The 17,437-nt window shown below is 34.6% G+C and carries 15 protein-coding genes; all 15 read left to right on the forward strand.

Annotation, left to right across the window (positions count from 1 at the left end):
• The first annotated feature begins 10 nt into the window (after positions 1–10).
• The 15 genes from BMY18_RS13830 to BMY18_RS13900 all read left to right on the forward strand — a co-directional run bounded on the left by BMY18_RS13830 (position 11) and on the right by BMY18_RS13900 (position 17,383).
• A complete protein-coding gene (locus BMY18_RS13830; protein ID WP_092455296.1) occupies positions 11–1,087 on the forward strand; it encodes a lysylphosphatidylglycerol synthase transmembrane domain-containing protein in 1,077 nt (358 codons plus the stop codon).
• Between the two features lie 81 nt (positions 1,088–1,168).
• On the forward strand, positions 1,169–1,795 hold the full coding sequence (locus BMY18_RS13835) for a CDP-alcohol phosphatidyltransferase family protein (protein WP_092455046.1): 627 nt from the start codon (positions 1,169–1,171) through the stop codon (positions 1,793–1,795).
• A 61-nt stretch (positions 1,796–1,856) separates the two neighbouring features.
• Complete coding sequence (locus BMY18_RS13840) at positions 1,857–2,732, forward strand: phosphatidylserine decarboxylase (RefSeq protein ID WP_092455048.1); 876 nt, start codon at positions 1,857–1,859, stop codon at positions 2,730–2,732.
• A gap of 476 nt (positions 2,733–3,208) precedes the next feature.
• Positions 3,209–4,171 (forward strand): AraC family transcriptional regulator, encoded by a 963-nt coding sequence (locus BMY18_RS13845; protein ID WP_242941043.1) that lies wholly within the window; start codon positions 3,209–3,211, stop codon positions 4,169–4,171.
• A 435-nt stretch (positions 4,172–4,606) separates the two neighbouring features.
• Entirely contained in the window at positions 4,607–6,490 is a 1,884-nt protein-coding gene (locus BMY18_RS13850; RefSeq protein WP_242941044.1) for an excinuclease ABC subunit UvrA, read from the forward strand.
• On the forward strand, positions 6,483–7,487 hold the full coding sequence (locus tag BMY18_RS13855) for a serine hydrolase domain-containing protein (protein WP_330385994.1): 1,005 nt from the start codon (positions 6,483–6,485) through the stop codon (positions 7,485–7,487). The genes BMY18_RS13850 and BMY18_RS13855 overlap by 8 nt, the downstream gene beginning before the upstream one ends.
• Before the next feature lie 104 nt (positions 7,488–7,591).
• Positions 7,592–8,557 carry a tocopherol cyclase family protein gene (locus BMY18_RS13860; protein WP_092455054.1) on the forward strand — a complete coding sequence of 322 codons (966 nt, stop codon included), beginning with the start codon at positions 7,592–7,594 and terminating at the stop codon, positions 8,555–8,557.
• A 253-nt stretch (positions 8,558–8,810) separates the two neighbouring features.
• Entirely contained in the window at positions 8,811–9,191 is a 381-nt protein-coding gene (locus BMY18_RS13865) for an ArsR/SmtB family transcription factor (protein ID WP_092455057.1), read from the forward strand.
• A 94-nt stretch (positions 9,192–9,285) separates the two neighbouring features.
• Entirely contained in the window at positions 9,286–9,507 is a 222-nt protein-coding gene (locus BMY18_RS21420; protein ID WP_092455060.1) for a cation transporter, read from the forward strand.
• Positions 9,508–9,520: 13 nt separating this feature from the next.
• Positions 9,521–11,383 (forward strand): heavy metal translocating P-type ATPase, encoded by a 1,863-nt coding sequence (locus BMY18_RS13875; RefSeq protein WP_092455062.1) that lies wholly within the window; start codon positions 9,521–9,523, stop codon positions 11,381–11,383.
• A gap of 149 nt (positions 11,384–11,532) precedes the next feature.
• Positions 11,533–11,730 carry a cold shock domain-containing protein gene (locus BMY18_RS13880; protein WP_092455065.1) on the forward strand — a complete coding sequence of 66 codons (198 nt, stop codon included), beginning with the start codon at positions 11,533–11,535 and terminating at the stop codon, positions 11,728–11,730.
• 186 nt (positions 11,731–11,916) lie between these two features.
• Complete coding sequence (locus tag BMY18_RS13885; protein WP_092455066.1) at positions 11,917–12,804, forward strand: YhfC family glutamic-type intramembrane protease; 888 nt, start codon at positions 11,917–11,919, stop codon at positions 12,802–12,804.
• Positions 12,805–12,830: 26 nt separating this feature from the next.
• A complete protein-coding gene (locus BMY18_RS13890) occupies positions 12,831–13,667 on the forward strand; it encodes a pyridoxamine kinase (protein WP_092455068.1) in 837 nt (278 codons plus the stop codon).
• Positions 13,668–13,704: 37 nt separating this feature from the next.
• On the forward strand, positions 13,705–15,030 hold the full coding sequence (locus BMY18_RS13895) for a VanZ family protein (RefSeq protein WP_092455070.1): 1,326 nt from the start codon (positions 13,705–13,707) through the stop codon (positions 15,028–15,030).
• A complete protein-coding gene (locus BMY18_RS13900; protein WP_242941045.1) occupies positions 15,023–17,383 on the forward strand; it encodes an HAD-IC family P-type ATPase in 2,361 nt (786 codons plus the stop codon). Before BMY18_RS13895 ends, BMY18_RS13900 begins: the two co-directional genes overlap by 8 nt.
• The last annotated feature ends 54 nt before the right edge of the window (positions 17,384–17,437 follow it).

Here is a 17,437-nt window from a genome sequence, read left to right on the forward strand (position 1 = left end):
GAGCGTATTAGTGTTAAAGAGCAAGAAAAATATAATTAATGCAATGTTTATCATTGCGGTATTTGGATTTACAATGTTTAGTGTATTTCGTGGAAAAGATTTGGGCGATATTTTTTCAAAAGTGATTAAGGCATCACCCGGATATTTAATACTTGGTGTAATATGTGTCATATTATACATATATATAGAGTCCGACATTATTCACTATATGCTTCATAATCTTGGAATCAAATCAAAGAGATTCACATGCTTTTTGTATTCCGGTGTAGGATTCTTTTTTAGCTGTATTACTCCAGCATCAACTGGTGGACAGCCAGCTCAGATTTATTATATGAAGAAAAGTAAGATACCGGTTCCTGTTGCAACAGTTGTTTTAATGATTGTAACAATTACTTTTAAATTTGTATTAGTTGTTATTGGATTATTCCTTGTGTTTTTCCAACAAGGATTTATTGATAAATATCTAAATGGCATTTTGCCAATATTTTATTTGGGAATTGTATTGAATTTTGTTGTTGTAGCAGCAATGATGATACTTACATTTGATCAAAATTTGGCAAAGAATATAATGATGACTGGACTTAAGCTTTTAGTAAAATTAAAATTAATGAAGAAAAAGCCAAAAAGGGCAGAGAAACTTTCAAAATCTATGGATTCATATAATGACGCTGCTCAGTATCTAAGAGCCAATAAGCTTGTGATTTTCAGAGTGCTTTTTGTTACATTAGTTCAGCGAATTATTTTGTTTTTTGCTACATATTTTACATATAAAGCATTTGGACTTCATGGTGCGAGTATTTATGATATTGTAATGCTTCAAGCTGTTATTTCAATATCAGTTGAAATGCTACCGCTTCCAGGTGGAATGGGAATAAGTGAAGGACTGTTTTTGACAATATTCATCCCTATATTTGGTTCTGATTTGCTTATACCAGGTATGATCCTTAGCAGAGGATTAGGCTATTATACACAGCTACTTCTGAGTGCTGCACTGACTTGTTATGCGCATATTACTATTATTAGTAATAATAGACCAGTTATAGATCCTTTAAAAGATAATATTAGAACAATAGAATGTAAGCATTGATTATTATACTAACAGTAGAATAATCAGCATAATATAAAATAAATACTAGTTTACAGAAGATATGAATGGAGGAGATTAATTATGATAGGGTTTTACAATTATTCGGTTATACTGACATATATAAGCCTGGTATCATCTTTATTTGGAATGATGCTAACAGTGAACAATCATTACAAATTAGCAGTATTATTTTTAGCAATTTCCGGGCTATGTGACATGTTTGATGGGAAAATCGCAAGAGCAATGAAGAATAGAACTGAGGATGAAAAGAAATTCGGTATTCAAATTGATTCTCTTTGTGATGTTATATGTTTTGGAGCGTTTCCAATAATTCTATGTTACAAGCTAGGAATGAGTAACCCAATTGGCATAATATTTCTTATGATATATGGAGTTGCATCGGTTATTCGCCTAGGATTTTTTAATGTAATGGAAGAGCAAAGACAAGAAGAAACGGATTCAAACAGAAAGTATTATCAAGGACTGCCAATTACTTCAATTGCAGTAGCGTTACCAATTTTATATGTTACAAGGTCATTTCTAAAAGGTGATTTTATAATATTATTACATATCGTAATAATTGCAATCGGAGTTTTATTCATAACTAATTTTAAATTTAAAAAACCACATAACATAACATTAGCAGCTATAGTTGTAATTGTTAGTATTGCATTGGCAAATACATTTTGGTTCCATTGGATTCATTGAGTAGATACGAAAGCCTGTAATGCGAGTTACTTGGATTTAATAGGAATTGATAGGAGTTAATATGAGATACAGTGATCGTTTTGGTAATATAAATGAAATGGATTCATCTCAAGATAAATTTCTAAAAGCTCTTTACACTAATATAGTGGGAAGGGCTTTGGTTAAATTGTTGGTTAATCCAGTAGTTTCTAAAATAGGTGGAAGGCTGCTTAGTACAACTGCTTCAAAAATATTAATCAAGCCCTTTGTGAAGTCTAATAACATTGATTTATCAAAATATGAGAAACAGGAATTTGATTCATACAATGATTTTTTTATTAGGAAGATCAAGAAAAATGAACGAATGATTAATCAGGACCGTAAAGTGTTGATAAGTCCTTGTGATTCAAAACTGAGTGTGTATAAAATCGATGAAACCAGTCATTTTTCTATTAAGAATACATTATATTCAACAAATTCATTATTAAGGGATGCAAAGCTTGCGAAGAAGTATCTTGGCGGTTATGCGATGATTTTTCGATTGACAGTGGATGATTATCATAGATACTGTTATGTTGATAATGGTATGAAGACGGATAATAGATTTATTCAAGGAGTACTTCATACAGTTAATCCCGTTGCAAACGACATTTTACCAATATACAAAGAGAACTCAAGACAGTATTGCATCTTGAAATCCGAAAATTTTGGAAATGTTCTTATGATGGAAGTCGGTGCACTCCTGGTTGGTAAAATTGTCAATTACCATAAAAGTAGAAAAGTAAAAAAAGGACAAGAAAAGGGTAGGTTTGAATTTGGTGGGTCTACTGTGATTTTGTTACTTGAGAAGAATAAAGTAATCGTAGATCAAGACCTTCTTGATAATACCAAAAATGAGGTTGAAACGGTGGTTAAGATGGGCGAGAAAGTTGGGGAATTTTATAGATTGGTGACATAAAATTACCACTTTGACTTTGCCATCTCATTTCCTTGTATGAAAGTTTCTAATGTATTCATTTTGTGCTAAGGGCAAGATAAAAAGTCCTAAACTCCTCACTTCGTTCGTCAGACAGTAGAACTTTTTATCTTAACGCACGAAATGAATACATAAGAAACTTTTTCATACCGTCAAATGAGGTGGCAAAGACAAAGTGGTGATTTTATGTACGGTAATTTATTGTTGGAATTCAGGCGGTAGGGACCGAACGGAACTGTTTGAGAAAGAGTAATCATCGAGAATTGTATTATTGCAGTGATATCTATATTGTTAGGTCTGATTTTGGGTACACTTTGTGTACCTATTTTTTATTATTTAGTAATAAAATCAATCTATTTGAAAGGGATATCATTAGGCTTAACGTTAAATAACTATATGTATTCTATCTTATTTTGTTTATAAAAAGTTCTATATAAGAAGAATTAATAAAGACCGGTATGCTGAAAATAATAAGAATGGGAGGCTGTCATATGTCAGATCAGAAGTGTCACGAGGAGTACATACGAAGAATTCATAAAGTGCAGGACTATATTGAGCATCATTTAGGGAAATCCTTGTCCATTGAGGAGCTTTCCAATGCTGCCGGGTTTTCTAAATTCCATTTCAGCCGTATTTTTCAAGGCATGCTGCAAGAGCCTTTAGCCCATTATGTGAATCGGATTCGAATGGAGAATGCACTGTTTTTGCTGGCACACCGGGCAGATAAAAATATGACAGACATTGCCTATGAACTTGGACTTTCAGATTCAGCTGTATTTTCCCGAGCATTTAAAAATTTCTATGGTGTTAGTCCAAGAGAATACAGGAAAGAATATAGCAAGAATTGCAAAGATTCTTTTTTGTTGTCTGAGTACAATAAGGATACAGCAAAGAAAGAATTGGAAGGAAATCTGTTTCCCGTGATCGGGCAGATTACAATAGCAAACATGGAGGAGAAACAAGTCGCTTATGTGAGACATATTGGTACTTATGAGTCATTAGCGATAGCATATGGGGGCTTGATGCAGTCATTACTTGATTATGCAAAGAATCAGCATCTTCTTGTGGATGGTCAGAACTTGCCACTTGCTATGTATCATGACAATCCGGAATTTGTTGAGGCAAGCCAATTTCGTACCAGTTTGTGTCTGACGGTGCCAGAGAATATTCGCATTCAGGAAGACGGAATCTTTGGAATGATGAAGTTAGAAGGTGGCCTGTATGCAGTCGGACATTTTCAAATTCAAATGGAACAGTACAGCGATGCATGGAATTACATGTATCAGGAGTGGATCGCAGGAAGTGGTTATGTTCCAAGAAACTCCTATCCGTTTGAAGTGTATTGTAACAATCCGTATGCCAATGAGAGCCATATCCATGAGGTGGACATCTACGTTCCCATTGAACCCATTCTTTTCTGACATGCTGCAAAACGATTCAGAGGTGAGCATATGGAAGAAATTAAGATTCAAGGAGCAAGAATTCATAATCTGAAAAATATCAATCTAACGATTCCCAAGCGTAAACTAGTGGTAATTACCGGTATCAGTGGTTCGGGTAAATCCAGTCTTGCATTTGATATCCTGTTTGAAGAAGGTAAGAACCAGTATCTAAGATCAATTGGTATTCTGGCTGGACTAGATAACGAGGACCGGTTCGATAGGATCGAAGGCATCGGTCCAACGGTGGCGGTACGCCAGAATACAATTCGGCAGAGCAACCCCCGTTCTACAGTTGGCACAAAGACTGGAATTCTAAACCAGCTGGCTCTTATTTATGCTAGTGATGGGAAATCGCTGGGTGAGCAAAATAAACATCACTCCCCAGGCGTTTTTCTCTATACTACGGTAGAGGGGATGTGTATTAGCTGCCAGGGCAGAGGCTCCTATTATGATATCAATCTTGAGCAGTTGATTCCAGATAAAACAACAACTTTATTGGAGGTCTATGAGAGCTTGCGGGTAACAGCGGGTTTCTTAAAGCTTCTAAAGAAAAAATACGGTATGTATTTTAAGACCCCATTTGGGGAACTTCCAGAAGAGATTTCCGGCGAAGTAATCTATGGAACGTATGATAATGGTAAGCAAAGCTACTGTATAGAGCGGATACTTAGAAATGCTTATGAAAAGGGTGAGGATGTGGAGGAGGTCTATACAAAGACGATCTGTTCAGTTTGTCAGGGGGAGAGGATTGGCGAAGAAGCGAGAGAAGTATTCTTTGGTGAAAAGCAGATTGGCGAGCTGGGGCAGATGACACTGTCTGGCCTTTTTTATTTTTTAGGTGAAATAGCGGAGGAAGAACTATCTCAGTTTGGAAAGAATATAGTAAAAAATATGAAGAAAAAATTAAATCATCTGATCGAGTTTCGATTAGGGCATCTAACGCTTTACCGGGAGATGGCTTCTTTAAGCGGTGGGGAGGTACAACGCATTTTTCTCCATCTCCATCTGGCGTCCAGACTAGATTCCCTGATCTATATCTTTGATGAACCGATGGCAGGATTACATCCATCGGAGAAGAAAAGCATGATCAAAGCGGTAAAGGAATTAAGAGACATTGGAAATACGGTGATTGTGGTGGAGCATGACAAGGAGATGATTCAACATGGCGACCATATTATCGAGATTGGACCTAAGGCAGGCGTAGAAGGCGGAACGGTGGTCTACCAGGGTGATTATAAAGGATATGAGAAAGCAGATACTCCACTTAGTCAGTATCTTTTCGGCAAATGTACAATGTCAGAACAAAAGGCCAGAATGGATACATTTGATAGGGCAGACTGTCTGATCTTGGAGCATGTAAATACCCATTATTTAAAAGACTTAACAGTAGCATTTCCGCTTCATGCCATGGTTGGTATTGCTGGATTATCCGGAAGTGGTAAGAGTTCTTTAATTGAGGAGACACTTCTAAAACGTCTTGCCAGTTCTAGAAAATATGGTTATGCTATCGGTATAGCAGGGATAGAACGGATTAGTGGTTTTGCAAAGATATCCCAGGAGCCAATTGGAAGAAGTGCCAATTCCACGCCTGTATCTTATATTGGTATCTGGGATAAGATTCGGGAACTTTTTGCAGAACAGCCGGAAGCTAAAATGAAGGATATGAGTGCTGCAAATTTTTCCTTTAATTCAAAAGGGGCATGCAAAGACTGTGGCGGGAGTGGTTATGAAAGGATATTTCTGACCTCGAATTTTTCCGTAGATAAGCGTTGTCAGATGTGTCATGGTAAGCGATTTAATGAAGAAAGTATTTCCGTAGATTATAAAGGAAAAACAATTACCGATGTGCTAGCGATGAGCATTACCGAAGCTTCTTTCTTTTTTGCAGATATAAGTAGTATTGCGAAACCACTGTGTGTTTTAGAACAGATGGGAATGGGGTATTTAACGCTTGGTCAGCCATCCTCTTCTTTAAGTGGTGGTGAGGCACAGAGAGTGAAGATTGCCAAAGAACTGGGACGGAAGCGAAAGGGTAATATGCTCTATGTTTTAGATGAACCAACAACTGGACTTAGTATGTATGATACAGCATTGTTATTAAAGCTCTTAGATCAGTTGGTGGACAGCGGCAATTCAGTGATTGTCATTGAACACAATGTAGAAGTTTTAAAGAATTGTGATTATATCATTGAACTTGGCCCAGAAGGTGGGGACAAGGGTGGTGAGATCATTGCCAAAGGAACACCACAGATGCTAAGAGTCAATCCGAATTCCAAGACAGGGAGGTATCTTGTATGAATATAGAAACCCTGATAAAAAAGGTATGAATCAAAGAAAAAAGATATGGTTAGAAAAAATAATAAACAGTAGCTATAACAACACTGCAGGTATAATAGTATTAAAAAACGGTAAAACATTATATGAAAACTACTTTAATGAATATACAGCTGCTAGCACCGTTCATGTAGCCTCAGTAACAAAAAGTATTTTTTCTGCATTGATTGGTATTGCTATAGAGAATGGATATATTAAAAGTATAGATCAGAAAGTATTGGATTTTTTCCCGGATTATATTATTGGGAGAGGTGAAAGTACAATACAAAACGTCACGATTAAGAATATGCTCACTATGACAGCCCCGTATAAATATAAGATGGAACCATACGAAAATTTTTTCGTAAGCGATAACTGGATAAAAGCGGCACTCGATTTGTTAGGAGGTAAATGGCAGGAGGGACAATTTATGTATTCTGCCATCATAGGAACACATATTCTGTCGGGTATTCTTGTAAAAGCAACAAGACAATCAGTGTTTGATTTTGCAACTAAAAATTTATTCTTGCCATTGGAAATTGAGGTTGGACACAATGTGGTGTTACACAATAAAGAAGAACAACTTGCCTTTTTCCAAGATAAAAATGTCAGCGGTTGGGTTACTGATCCGCAAGGTTTAAATACAGCAGGCTGGGGTCTTACCTTGACTTCTATGGATATGGCAAAAATAGGTCAATTGTACTTAGATAGAGGAAGATGGCAGGGTAAACAAATTATCCCGGCATGGTGGATAGATGAAAGTACGAAGGAACATAGTCGATGGGGAAATCTGTCGTATGGCTATCTGTGGTGGATTATTGATGATAAGGAACATATCTATGCAGCTTTGGGAGATGGTGGAAATGTGATTTATGTTAATACAAAGAAAAAAATGGTCGTTTCTATTGCTTCTCGTTTTATGCCACGTGCTAAGGATAGAATAAAACTTATTAAAGAGTATATTGAACCAATGTTTGAATAGTTTCAGAATATTGAAGTTTATATTAAATGCAGTAGAAATGTAGTATCATAGTATAAATGTTTTAGCCCAAGAACAAGTAATTGTATGAAAGCAGGTGTATACTAATGAATAAACATAAACATCCAGAAATATTTCAGAAAAAAAGTTATAATAAGGCTTATTTTGAAGGCTGGTATTATAAGCAAGTAACGGCAGATGGGAAAAATACCGTTAGTTTTATTCCTGGAGTGAATTTTGATAAATCCGGTGCAAAGAGTTTTATTCAATGTCTTCATTTGAACCAAAACAATGGGTTAAATGCGTATATGGTTAATTACCCTATAGAAGCTTTTTCAACGAATGATAATCCTTTTTCTGTGTCTATAAATAATAGCGAGTTTTCAATGGATTGCATTAAACTAGACATCGACTCAGAAAAATTAAAGGTTAATGGGAATGTTAAATTGATGAATCTAACGCCAATTCAAACATCTGCATTTAACCCCAATATTATGGGCTTTTTTAGTTATATTCCTTTTATGGAATGTAAGCATGGTCTTATTAGTATGAGTCATGGACTGACTGGATCTTTAAATATAAATGGAGAAGAGATAGATTTTACTGGCGGCAAAGGCTATATAGAGAAGGACTGGGGAAGGTCTTTTCCAAATAGTTATGTTTGGATACAATCCAATCATTTTGAGGATAGAACAACTGGTCTGTTTTGCTCAGTAGCGAAAATACCATTTTTGTCGTTTTCCTTTACAGGCTTTATTTGCAATTTGATTCATCAAGGAAAAGAATATCGCTTCGCAACTTATAATGGATCAAAATTAATTGTAAAGGAACGTACAGATACGAATGTTCATTTGGAATTACGAAACAATCGATATTGTTTGGAAATAAAGGGTGAGGTAGTACTTTTTAAAAAGCTGTTGGCTCCTAAAATGGGCGCAATGGATAAAACAATTAAGGAAGGTCTGTCTGGAAAAGTTGAGATTCTGTTAAAAGATAAAAAAGGTCATACGATACTGGAGTCTAAAAGTTATCAGTGTGGTATGGAACTGGTTAATAAGTTGCTTCCGAAATAATAAATGAAAGAACTAAAATAATATATGCATAACGAAATAATATATGAAAAATAACCACTTGACATTTAGTGCTCAAGTGGTTATATTATAAATGAACATATGAACAGTTATTCATATGTTCATAGAACAAAATATATTTTCATAAAATAAGAGTAATTATATAATTTACATTTAAAGATTTAAAACGTAGGGCATTTCTGAAATATTCAAGAACAATAAAATATAGGAAAGGAAGATTAAATGGAGGTCAAGTATGTCAAAATTAGAAGAAAATTTAGTGGACGATAGCATAGAAAAATGTGAAACTGATTGTGTTCACATAGAAGTAGTTGAAGCAGTGAACAACATTATGCCAAGCGAAGAACTTTTATATGACTTAGCAGATTTGTTTAAGATATTTGGTGATTCTACAAGACTTAAGATTTTGTATGTGCTAATGCAGTCAGAGATGTGCGTCTGCGATATTGCGCAATTACTGAGTGCAAGTCAATCGGCCATATCACATCAACTTAGAGTGCTAAAACAGATGCAGCTCGTAAAGAATAGAAGAGACGGAAAGACAATATTCTATTCGTTATCAGATGGGCACATTTCTACAATATTAAGTACAGGATTAGAACATATTAAAGAGTAATATGCAAAGAGATGCGCAGAAATATGTGCAATGGTGAAAATATCTAAATGAAATATAAAGTAATAAAAAACGAACTTTTAAGGAGATTGACATTATGAAAAAGAATTATAAATTAGAAGATTTGGATTGTCCAAACTGTACAGCTAAGATTGAGAATGATGTAGTTAAGATAGCCGGGGTTGAAAGCGCAGCTGTAAACCTTTTATCTCAGAAGATGGTAATTGAATGTGATGAAAGTAAAGTTGCAGAAATCACAAAAGCCATTAAAAAAATAGTGAAAAAATACGAACCAGACGTCGAAGTCTTGGAATTATAAATAGAGGAGTCCTATGAAAAAAATAAAGAAAAGATTAAATGTGGTTTTAGTAGGGCTAATAGCATTTGCAATAGCCATGGTGGTAGACAAAATATTTACACTAAGCAATGATGTAACATTGATTATGTTTTTGGTGGTATATATGATTGTCGGAAGTGATGTAATTAAAAGTGCAATTCATAATATTTTAAGAGGCCAAGTGTTTGATGAACAATTTCTTATGACGCTTGCTACTGTTTGTGCATTTTTAGTGGGCGCATATCCAGAAGGTGCTGCAGTTATGCTATTTTATCAAATTGGTGAACTATTTCAATCCTATGCTGTATACAATTCGAGAAAATCGATATCTGAGCTAATGGATATTAGGCCGGATTATGCGAATGTAATCAGAAATGGTGAAATAGAAAAAGTGTCGCCAGATGATGTTCATATAGACGACATTATAGTGGTAAAACCAGGTGAAAAAATCCCACTTGATGGTATCGTTACGGAAGGAAATTCAGCACTCGATACAAAAGCACTTACTGGAGAGTCTATACCAAAAGATATAAAAAGTGGTGATGAAATACTGTCTGGATGTATTAATTTAACAGGAAATTTATCGATCAAGGTGACGAAAATATTTGGAGAATCAACCGTATCTAAAATACTAGATTTGGTTGAAAACGCAGGAAGCAAAAAGGCCAAAACAGAAAACTTTATCACAAGATTTGCAAGGTATTATACCCCTGTCGTAGTAATGTGCGCAGTTGCATTAGCACTTGTGCCATCATTTATACTAGGCTTTGATCATTTTTCAACTTGGGTATATAGAGCAATGGTATTTCTTGTTGTATCATGTCCATGCGCACTTGTAATATCAGTCCCTCTTAGCTTTTTTGGAGGACTAGGTGCTTCATCTAAGCAAGGCGTGCTTGTAAAAGGAAGTAATTATTTGGAAGTGGTTTCTAAGATAGATACAGTTGTTTTTGATAAGACAGGTACTTTGACGAAAGGTACATTTAACGTTACCCAAATAGACGTAGCGAAGAATGTGGTAAATTTTGATCAAGAAGAATTGCTGAAATATGCCGCGTGTGCAGAATTTTATTCCAATCATCCCATAGCTATATCATTGAGAAAAGCGTACGGTAAAGCCATTGTGGATAGTCAGATTTCTAGCGTTGAAGAAATACAAGGTCATGGTATTTTAGCCAATGTAGAAAGCAAGCAGGTTTTAGCAGGTAATGCAAAACTTATGAAAAAATATAAAATAGAATTTGCAGAAGCAAATCAAATTGGAACTGTCGTATATATTGCAATTGATGGTAAATTTGCTGGATACATTGTGATTGCTGATGAGATAAAGGCAGATACCGTGAATGCAATCGCGTTACTTAGGAAGGCAGGAATTAAGAATGTTGTCATGCTTACGGGAGACAACAAAGAAATTGCTGAAAAAATAGCAAGCGAAATTGGAATCACAAAAGTATATTCCGAACTTTTACCACAAGATAAGGTTCAAAAATTAGAATTAATCATGAGTGAATCACAAACGGGTACTGTATTTGTTGGAGATGGAGTGAACGATGCCCCAGTACTTGCAAGAGCAGATGTAGGAATCGCAATGGGAGGCATGGGCTCAGATGCAGCTATTGAGGCTGCAGATATTGTGATTATGACAGATGAAATATCTAAGATAGCTACAGTAATTAAGATTTCTAAAAAAACATTGAATATCGCAAAGCAAAATATAGTTTTTGCACTTGGCGTTAAGCTGATTGTGTTGATACTTGGAGCATTAGGAATTGCTTCAATGTGGCTTGCTGTTTTTGCAGATGTTGGAGTTTCATTTATCGCTATTATTAATTCTATGAGAGCTATGAAGCACAGATAAAATCAGTGAAAATTATATGAATTATGCTTAGAATTTTAGGCAGATAAAATCCAAAATTTGTGGTAAATTTGTTGACACTAATTATCAAATATGATATGATTTTATAGGTGTATATCGCACCGATAATTTATTTTTTGGAGGTACTTGATATGAAAGGTACAGTAAAATGGTTCAACAACCAAAAAGGTTACGGCTTTATTTCAGACGAAGAAGGAAACGATGTTTTCGTTCATTACTCAGGTCTTAATATGGATGGATTTAAGTCTTTAGAAGAAGGCGCTGGAGTTGAGTTTGAGGTAGTTAATGGAGCTAAGGGCCCACAAGCTACTAACGTAACAAAATTATAATCAAAGAAGTTTTACAGTGTGCCTTTTCCCTATATAAATCAAATTTTATGAAGAAAAGATATATTGTTACACCCCAAGATTATGGAGGAGCAGTCGCATGTCGACTGCTCTTATTCTTTACAAAAGTATGTTATTATGTAAAGATATAGATATTACTTTAAACTTATATTTTAAATAGGAGAAAAAATGGAAAATATCGATTTGACGCAAACCGTTCCAACACAAACTATAACTTATTTAGGGGCAGTGGGAATGCTTATTATTTCAACAATTATTATACTGATATTTATTTTTTTTAAACGCTATAAAGCCAGAGTTATGCCATTACTTCTTGGGATACTATCATATTTTTTATTCGGGTTTATAGGATACAATTTTATTATTGCACTTATGATTAGGCTTCCTGGATTTGAAGTTGCGTATACGAATAATAAAGCTGTTTTTACAGTGATATTTTTGGTCATTTTTGTTTCATTATTTACACTCGCCAGAGTTATTAGTATGAAGATTATGTATCCTAAATATGATAGGCCCGGTGATGTGCTGATTTTTGGACTGGGAATTGGTATGTGTGATGCGTTGCTTTATGTATGGTCCTCGATAACATTGACTGTTTGGGCAGGAGCAATTAATAATTCTGGTTTAACAGAATTGTTCAAAGATTTTTCTCAGGAAGATATGATTAGTAATTATAATTCTTTTGCATTATTATTTACAGCGCCTTCTATTTTATGGATCCTTTTATGTATTAGTTCAATAATAGATGTTTTGCTTAATTGTATATTGGCAATTCTTGTCTTTGGAGTCGTTAGCAAAAAAATCCCTACATGGTGGTATGCTGCTAGTGCAGCCATTAATTTTCTTGTAATTTTACCATTCCAATTGTATGAAGGTTCCTCTTCAATGGGAGTAATCATACCATTCGTAATTAAAATTGTAGTTTTTATAGTTGCAGTTGTTGTTATCTATAGGGTAGATACGAATGACATTGGTGGAATAATACGTTTCACAGGCAAAAAGGAAATAAAGCGTTCTTCAGGAATGCCAAAGTTTGGGAAACTTAGTAACAAATAATTTTAATACAAAGCAAGAGGTGGAAAATGCCACATAACAATCAGAAAAAAATTGCTGGAATAAATGATATATCGGGCTTTGGACGCTGTTCTACAACAGTGTCCATGCCTATTATTTCGTATATGAAGATTCAGTACTGTCCAATATTAACTTCTATATTTTCAAATCACACAGGATATAAAGAGTATTTCTTTGATGATTATACGGACAAGATGGAAGCCTATATCGCACAGTGGAAAAAACTGGATTTAGAATTCGAAGGAATCTATACTGGATTTTTAGGTTCAATAAAACAAATAGAGATTGTTAAGAAATTCGTAAATGATTTTAAAACAGATAGAACAACTGTGATTGTCGATCCTGTTATGGGCGATAATGGTGAGAAATATGCGACATATACAACGGATATGTGCAAGGACATGGAACAGTTAGTTTCAATGGCAGATATCATTACTCCTAACGTAACTGAATGCTGTATTCTCACAAAAACAGATTATAAGACCTCAAAATGGACAAAACAGGAACTGACAAAGATGGCTGAGAAGCTTGCGGCAATGGGACCAGAAAAGATTGTAATAACTGGTATTAATATGAACTCATATATAGGCAATTTTATTTATGAAAAAGGAATGGAACCAATACTACTTAAGTCAAAAATAATTGGAACAGCTAGATGCGGAACTGGTGATATATTCTCTGCAATAATAAGTGCAGATGCAATAAATGGTGTGGAATTTCAGCGCTCTGTTAAAAAAGCAGCAGCATTTGTGCAAAAATGCATAAAAGTATCACTTGAAAGACAGATTCCGGAACCAGATGGCGTATGCTTTGAAGAAGTCCTGCATACATTAAAAATTGAGTAGTTGATGTTTATGAAATCTCAGATGAGGAAAAAAATAAATGGATGCATATATATACCCTATTGCTACCGCAGTGACAATATTTCCACTGCTTTCGGCGATATTTACATTACCATATGTTATTAATCAATATCATAAATATGGCGCACTGTTAGTGCTACGTATTATTTTGGTATATTCATTTATATTTTATTTAATGACATCATACTTTATGACGATTCTACCACTTCCACCAATTGATTCTGTACAAGCTGATGGAACACATATGCTTTTAGTACCATTTAATGCTTTAATGCTATGGTGGAATAATTGTGGATTTAAATTAGATGATACTTCCACGTATTTATCCTCGTTTATGAATTATAATTTCTTACAGATGGCATTTAACATTTTACTATTATTGCCGCTTGGCGTATATTTAAGATATTATTTTGAAAGAAAATGGTATCAGGTCCTTCTTATGTCATTTGCATATAGTATGTTTTTTGAATTGACGCAGTTAAGTGGTTTATATGGTATATATCCACACGCTTATAGATGGTTCGAAGTGGATGATTTGATTTGTAATACGTTAGGTGGTATGCTCGGATTTTTAATAACTCCGTTATGCAGTTTCTTTCTTCCAAGCAGAGATCGATTAGATGAGATGTCATATCATAAAGGAAAAAGAGTTTCTATTATTCGAAGAGGTCTAGCAAATGTTATAGATTGGTCACTGATTAGTATCATATTATTTATCTTAAAAAAATATTACTGGGATACAGTTCAATTAAATGACATATTGTCCTATTATAAACTTAGTACACTTTTTATAATAATTGCTTCGTTTCTTTTGTATTATGTAATTTCGTCGTGGATTATGGCTGGAAGAACAATAGGAAAATATATTATGAGCCTTAAAGTGAATGGCGAAAATGGTCAAAAAGCAAAACTATATCAATACATTTTGAGGTATGGAATTGTATATTTGTTAGTGGTGCCAACTCCATTTTATGTTATAAAATTACTTAAATTATTTAATGAAACCGAAAATGTATGGATTGAAGTAGCTTCCGGTATTGGAATGTCAGCTTTCGGAATAATATTTTTGTGTGTTATAGTAAATGTGTTTATCTGTGTTATACTTCATCGTTTTCAAACGATATATGAGAAGGTTAGCCACACACAGCAGGTGAGTGTAATCGTCAATAAGGAAGATAATTATTATATAAGAGAAGATATAGAAGAAGATATAGAAGAAGATATAGAAGAAGATAGGGACGATGACAATAGGGACGATAACAATAGAGAATATAATAGAAAAGAATATGATAGCGAAGAAGACAGTGACAATCAGGCTGCATTAACGGAGGAAAATGATGAATAGGGGGCTAACATCACAACAAGTTGCTGATTTAACAGCTAGGGGTTTATATAATAAACCTGTAGAAAATCAGTCAAAGACAATAAAACAGATAATTGCCAGTAACACATTTACTTATTTTAACTTAATATTTGTGATTTTTTCGGTATTGCTTATTTTAGTAAAATCATATAGAGATTTATCATTTATGCCAGTTATTATTGCAAATACATTAATTGGTATTATCCAAGAAATCCGGTCAAAGCGTGTACTGGATAAGCTCACTGTTTTCAACACACCTAAGGCTGTGGTTGTTCGAGATGGAAATGAGATCATAGTAGAAGTGATTTCACTTGTAGTGGGTGACCTTACTGCTTTTAAAGCTGGGAACCAGATATGCGCCGATGCAGTTGTAGCCGAAGGTGAAGTCCAAGTGAATGAATCACTAATTACTGGTGAGTCAGATGAGATAACAAAGCATATTGGTGACAAGTTATTATCTGGAAGCTTTGTTATATCTGGAGCATGCAAGGCTGTTCTTGAAAAGGTGGGCCATGATTCATACGTTGCAAAATTAACGCTGGAAGCAAAGAAAACAAAACAGAAACATCAATCAGAGATGATGCATTCTCTTAATAAATTAGTTCAAACGATTGGAATCTTGCTTATTCCAATCGGGATTACATTATTTGCAGAGCATCATTGGATGCTTGGTCTATCAATCAAGGACAGTGTAGTGTCAAGTATAGCAGCATTGGTGGGAATGATTCCAGAAGGCCTCTATCTGCTGGCAAGTGTTGCACTAGTTGTAAGTGTTATGAGTTTGGCAAGAAAAAAAGTTGTGATACATGAGATGTCTTGTATAGAAACACTTGCTCGTGTAAATGTACTGTGTGTAGATAAAACTGGAACCATTACCGAAAATACGATGGAAGTAAATGAAATTATTCCCTTAGAAAACTATGCGAAAGCAGATTATACATCGCTTCATCAGATGCTTGGAGAATTTGTTCAAAGCATGACAAATGACAATGCAACAATGGAAGCGTTAAAAAAATATTTTAATGTTGAATCAATGCGTAAAGCAAAAAGTACAACATCTTTTTCATCTACGACTAAGTATAGTAGTGCAACGTTCGACGATGGTGCGTATGTACTTGGGGCCCCAGAATATATTTTAAGAGACCAATATGAAGAATATAAGGATTTAGTTGAAAGCCATTCGTTAATAGGATACCGAGTGCTTATATACGCATTTTATGAAGGTGAAATTGATGGAAAGGCGCTTATATCACCAGTTATTCCACTTGCGATGGTGCTGATTTCCAATCCAATCAGAAAAGATGCAAAATCAACATTTCAATATTTTGAATCACAAGGCGTTGAAATTAAAGTAATATCTGGAGACAATCCGATTACCGTGTCGAATGTCGCAGGTAAGGCAGGTATTAAAAATTCAGAGAAATATGTGGATGCATCTACTTTGCAAACAGAAGAAGAAATAAGACTGGCTATCGAAAAATATACTGTATTCGGGCGAGTTACACCGAACCAAAAACGCCAGTTTGTTAGTGCGTTGAAGGCAAATGGAAAAATTGTTGCAATGACAGGTGACGGCGTTAATGATGTATTAGCACTTAGAGATGCTGATTGCAGTATAGCGATGGCATCTGGCAGTGAAGCAGCAGCGAATGCAGCACAAATTGTTCTTTTAGATTCAAACTTTGCATGTATGCCATCGGTAGTGTTTGAAGGTCGTAGAGTTGTTAACAATATACAACGCTCAGCCTCACTTTTTTTGATAAAAAATATTTTTTCAATGTTACTTTCGATTTTTTCATTAATATTTAGATTGAAATATCCGTTGGTGCCATCTCAGTTATCAATGCTTGGATTATTTACCATAGGTATACCTGCATTTTTCTTAGCGCTACAGCATAATAAGAGTATAATTAAGGGACATTTCCTGACAAATGTATTATTAAAAGCATTGCCAGCAGGACTAACAGATTTTATTGCAGTGGCTGCACTTTCAATGGGTGGACAATATTTTGAAATACCAGAAAAGCAGCTTTCCACTATAGCGGTTGTTATTTTATTAGTAGTTGGAATGGTTACGCTTATAAGAGTATGCAGACCATTTGATAAGCTCCGTGCATGTATTTGCATTGCAATGTTTGTCGGTATCGGGTTTAGTATTATATTTTTAAATAAATTATTTGCATTATATATGCTGTCGGTAAAGCAGTTTATGGTACTTGCAATATATATTGTCGTATTGATACCGTTACTGTTTTTTATCAGTTATCTTGTGGATAGGTGTACTGATTGTGCAGCAAAACATAATATACATTTTAGAAGAAATCTAGGAAGATAGTTAGTAGCACAATTAAAAATAGAATTTAGAATTGCAGTTAAAAATAGGATTAAA

Source organism: [Clostridium] fimetarium, from assembly GCF_900111235.1.
Taxonomy (GTDB): domain Bacteria; phylum Bacillota; class Clostridia; order Lachnospirales; family Lachnospiraceae; genus Clostridium_N; species Clostridium_N fimetarium.

Excerpts from the sequence above, each read along its gene's own strand:
- BMY18_RS13875 (WP_092455062.1), top strand. The coding sequence starts at position 9,521 with ATGAAAAAAATAAAGAAAAGATTAAATGTGGTTTTAGTAGGGCTAATA.
- BMY18_RS13850 (WP_242941044.1), top strand. The coding sequence starts at position 4,607 with ATGTGTATTAGCTGCCAGGGCAGAGGCTCCTATTATGATATCAATCTT.
- BMY18_RS13845 (WP_242941043.1), top strand. The coding sequence starts at position 3,209 with ATGCTGAAAATAATAAGAATGGGAGGCTGTCATATGTCAGATCAGAAG.
- BMY18_RS13880 (WP_092455065.1), top strand. The coding sequence starts at position 11,533 with ATGAAAGGTACAGTAAAATGGTTCAACAACCAAAAAGGTTACGGCTTT.
- BMY18_RS13865 (WP_092455057.1), top strand. The coding sequence starts at position 8,811 with ATGTCAAAATTAGAAGAAAATTTAGTGGACGATAGCATAGAAAAATGT.
- BMY18_RS21420 (WP_092455060.1), top strand. The coding sequence starts at position 9,286 with ATGAAAAAGAATTATAAATTAGAAGATTTGGATTGTCCAAACTGTACA.
- BMY18_RS13890 (WP_092455068.1), top strand. The coding sequence starts at position 12,831 with ATGCCACATAACAATCAGAAAAAAATTGCTGGAATAAATGATATATCG.
- BMY18_RS13900 (WP_242941045.1), top strand. The coding sequence starts at position 15,023 with ATGAATAGGGGGCTAACATCACAACAAGTTGCTGATTTAACAGCTAGG.
- BMY18_RS13895 (WP_092455070.1), top strand. The coding sequence starts at position 13,705 with ATGGATGCATATATATACCCTATTGCTACCGCAGTGACAATATTTCCA.
- BMY18_RS13885 (WP_092455066.1), top strand. The coding sequence starts at position 11,917 with ATGGAAAATATCGATTTGACGCAAACCGTTCCAACACAAACTATAACT.
- BMY18_RS13860 (WP_092455054.1), top strand. The coding sequence starts at position 7,592 with ATGAATAAACATAAACATCCAGAAATATTTCAGAAAAAAAGTTATAAT.
- BMY18_RS13840 (WP_092455048.1), top strand. The coding sequence starts at position 1,857 with ATGAGATACAGTGATCGTTTTGGTAATATAAATGAAATGGATTCATCT.
- BMY18_RS13835 (WP_092455046.1), top strand. The coding sequence starts at position 1,169 with ATGATAGGGTTTTACAATTATTCGGTTATACTGACATATATAAGCCTG.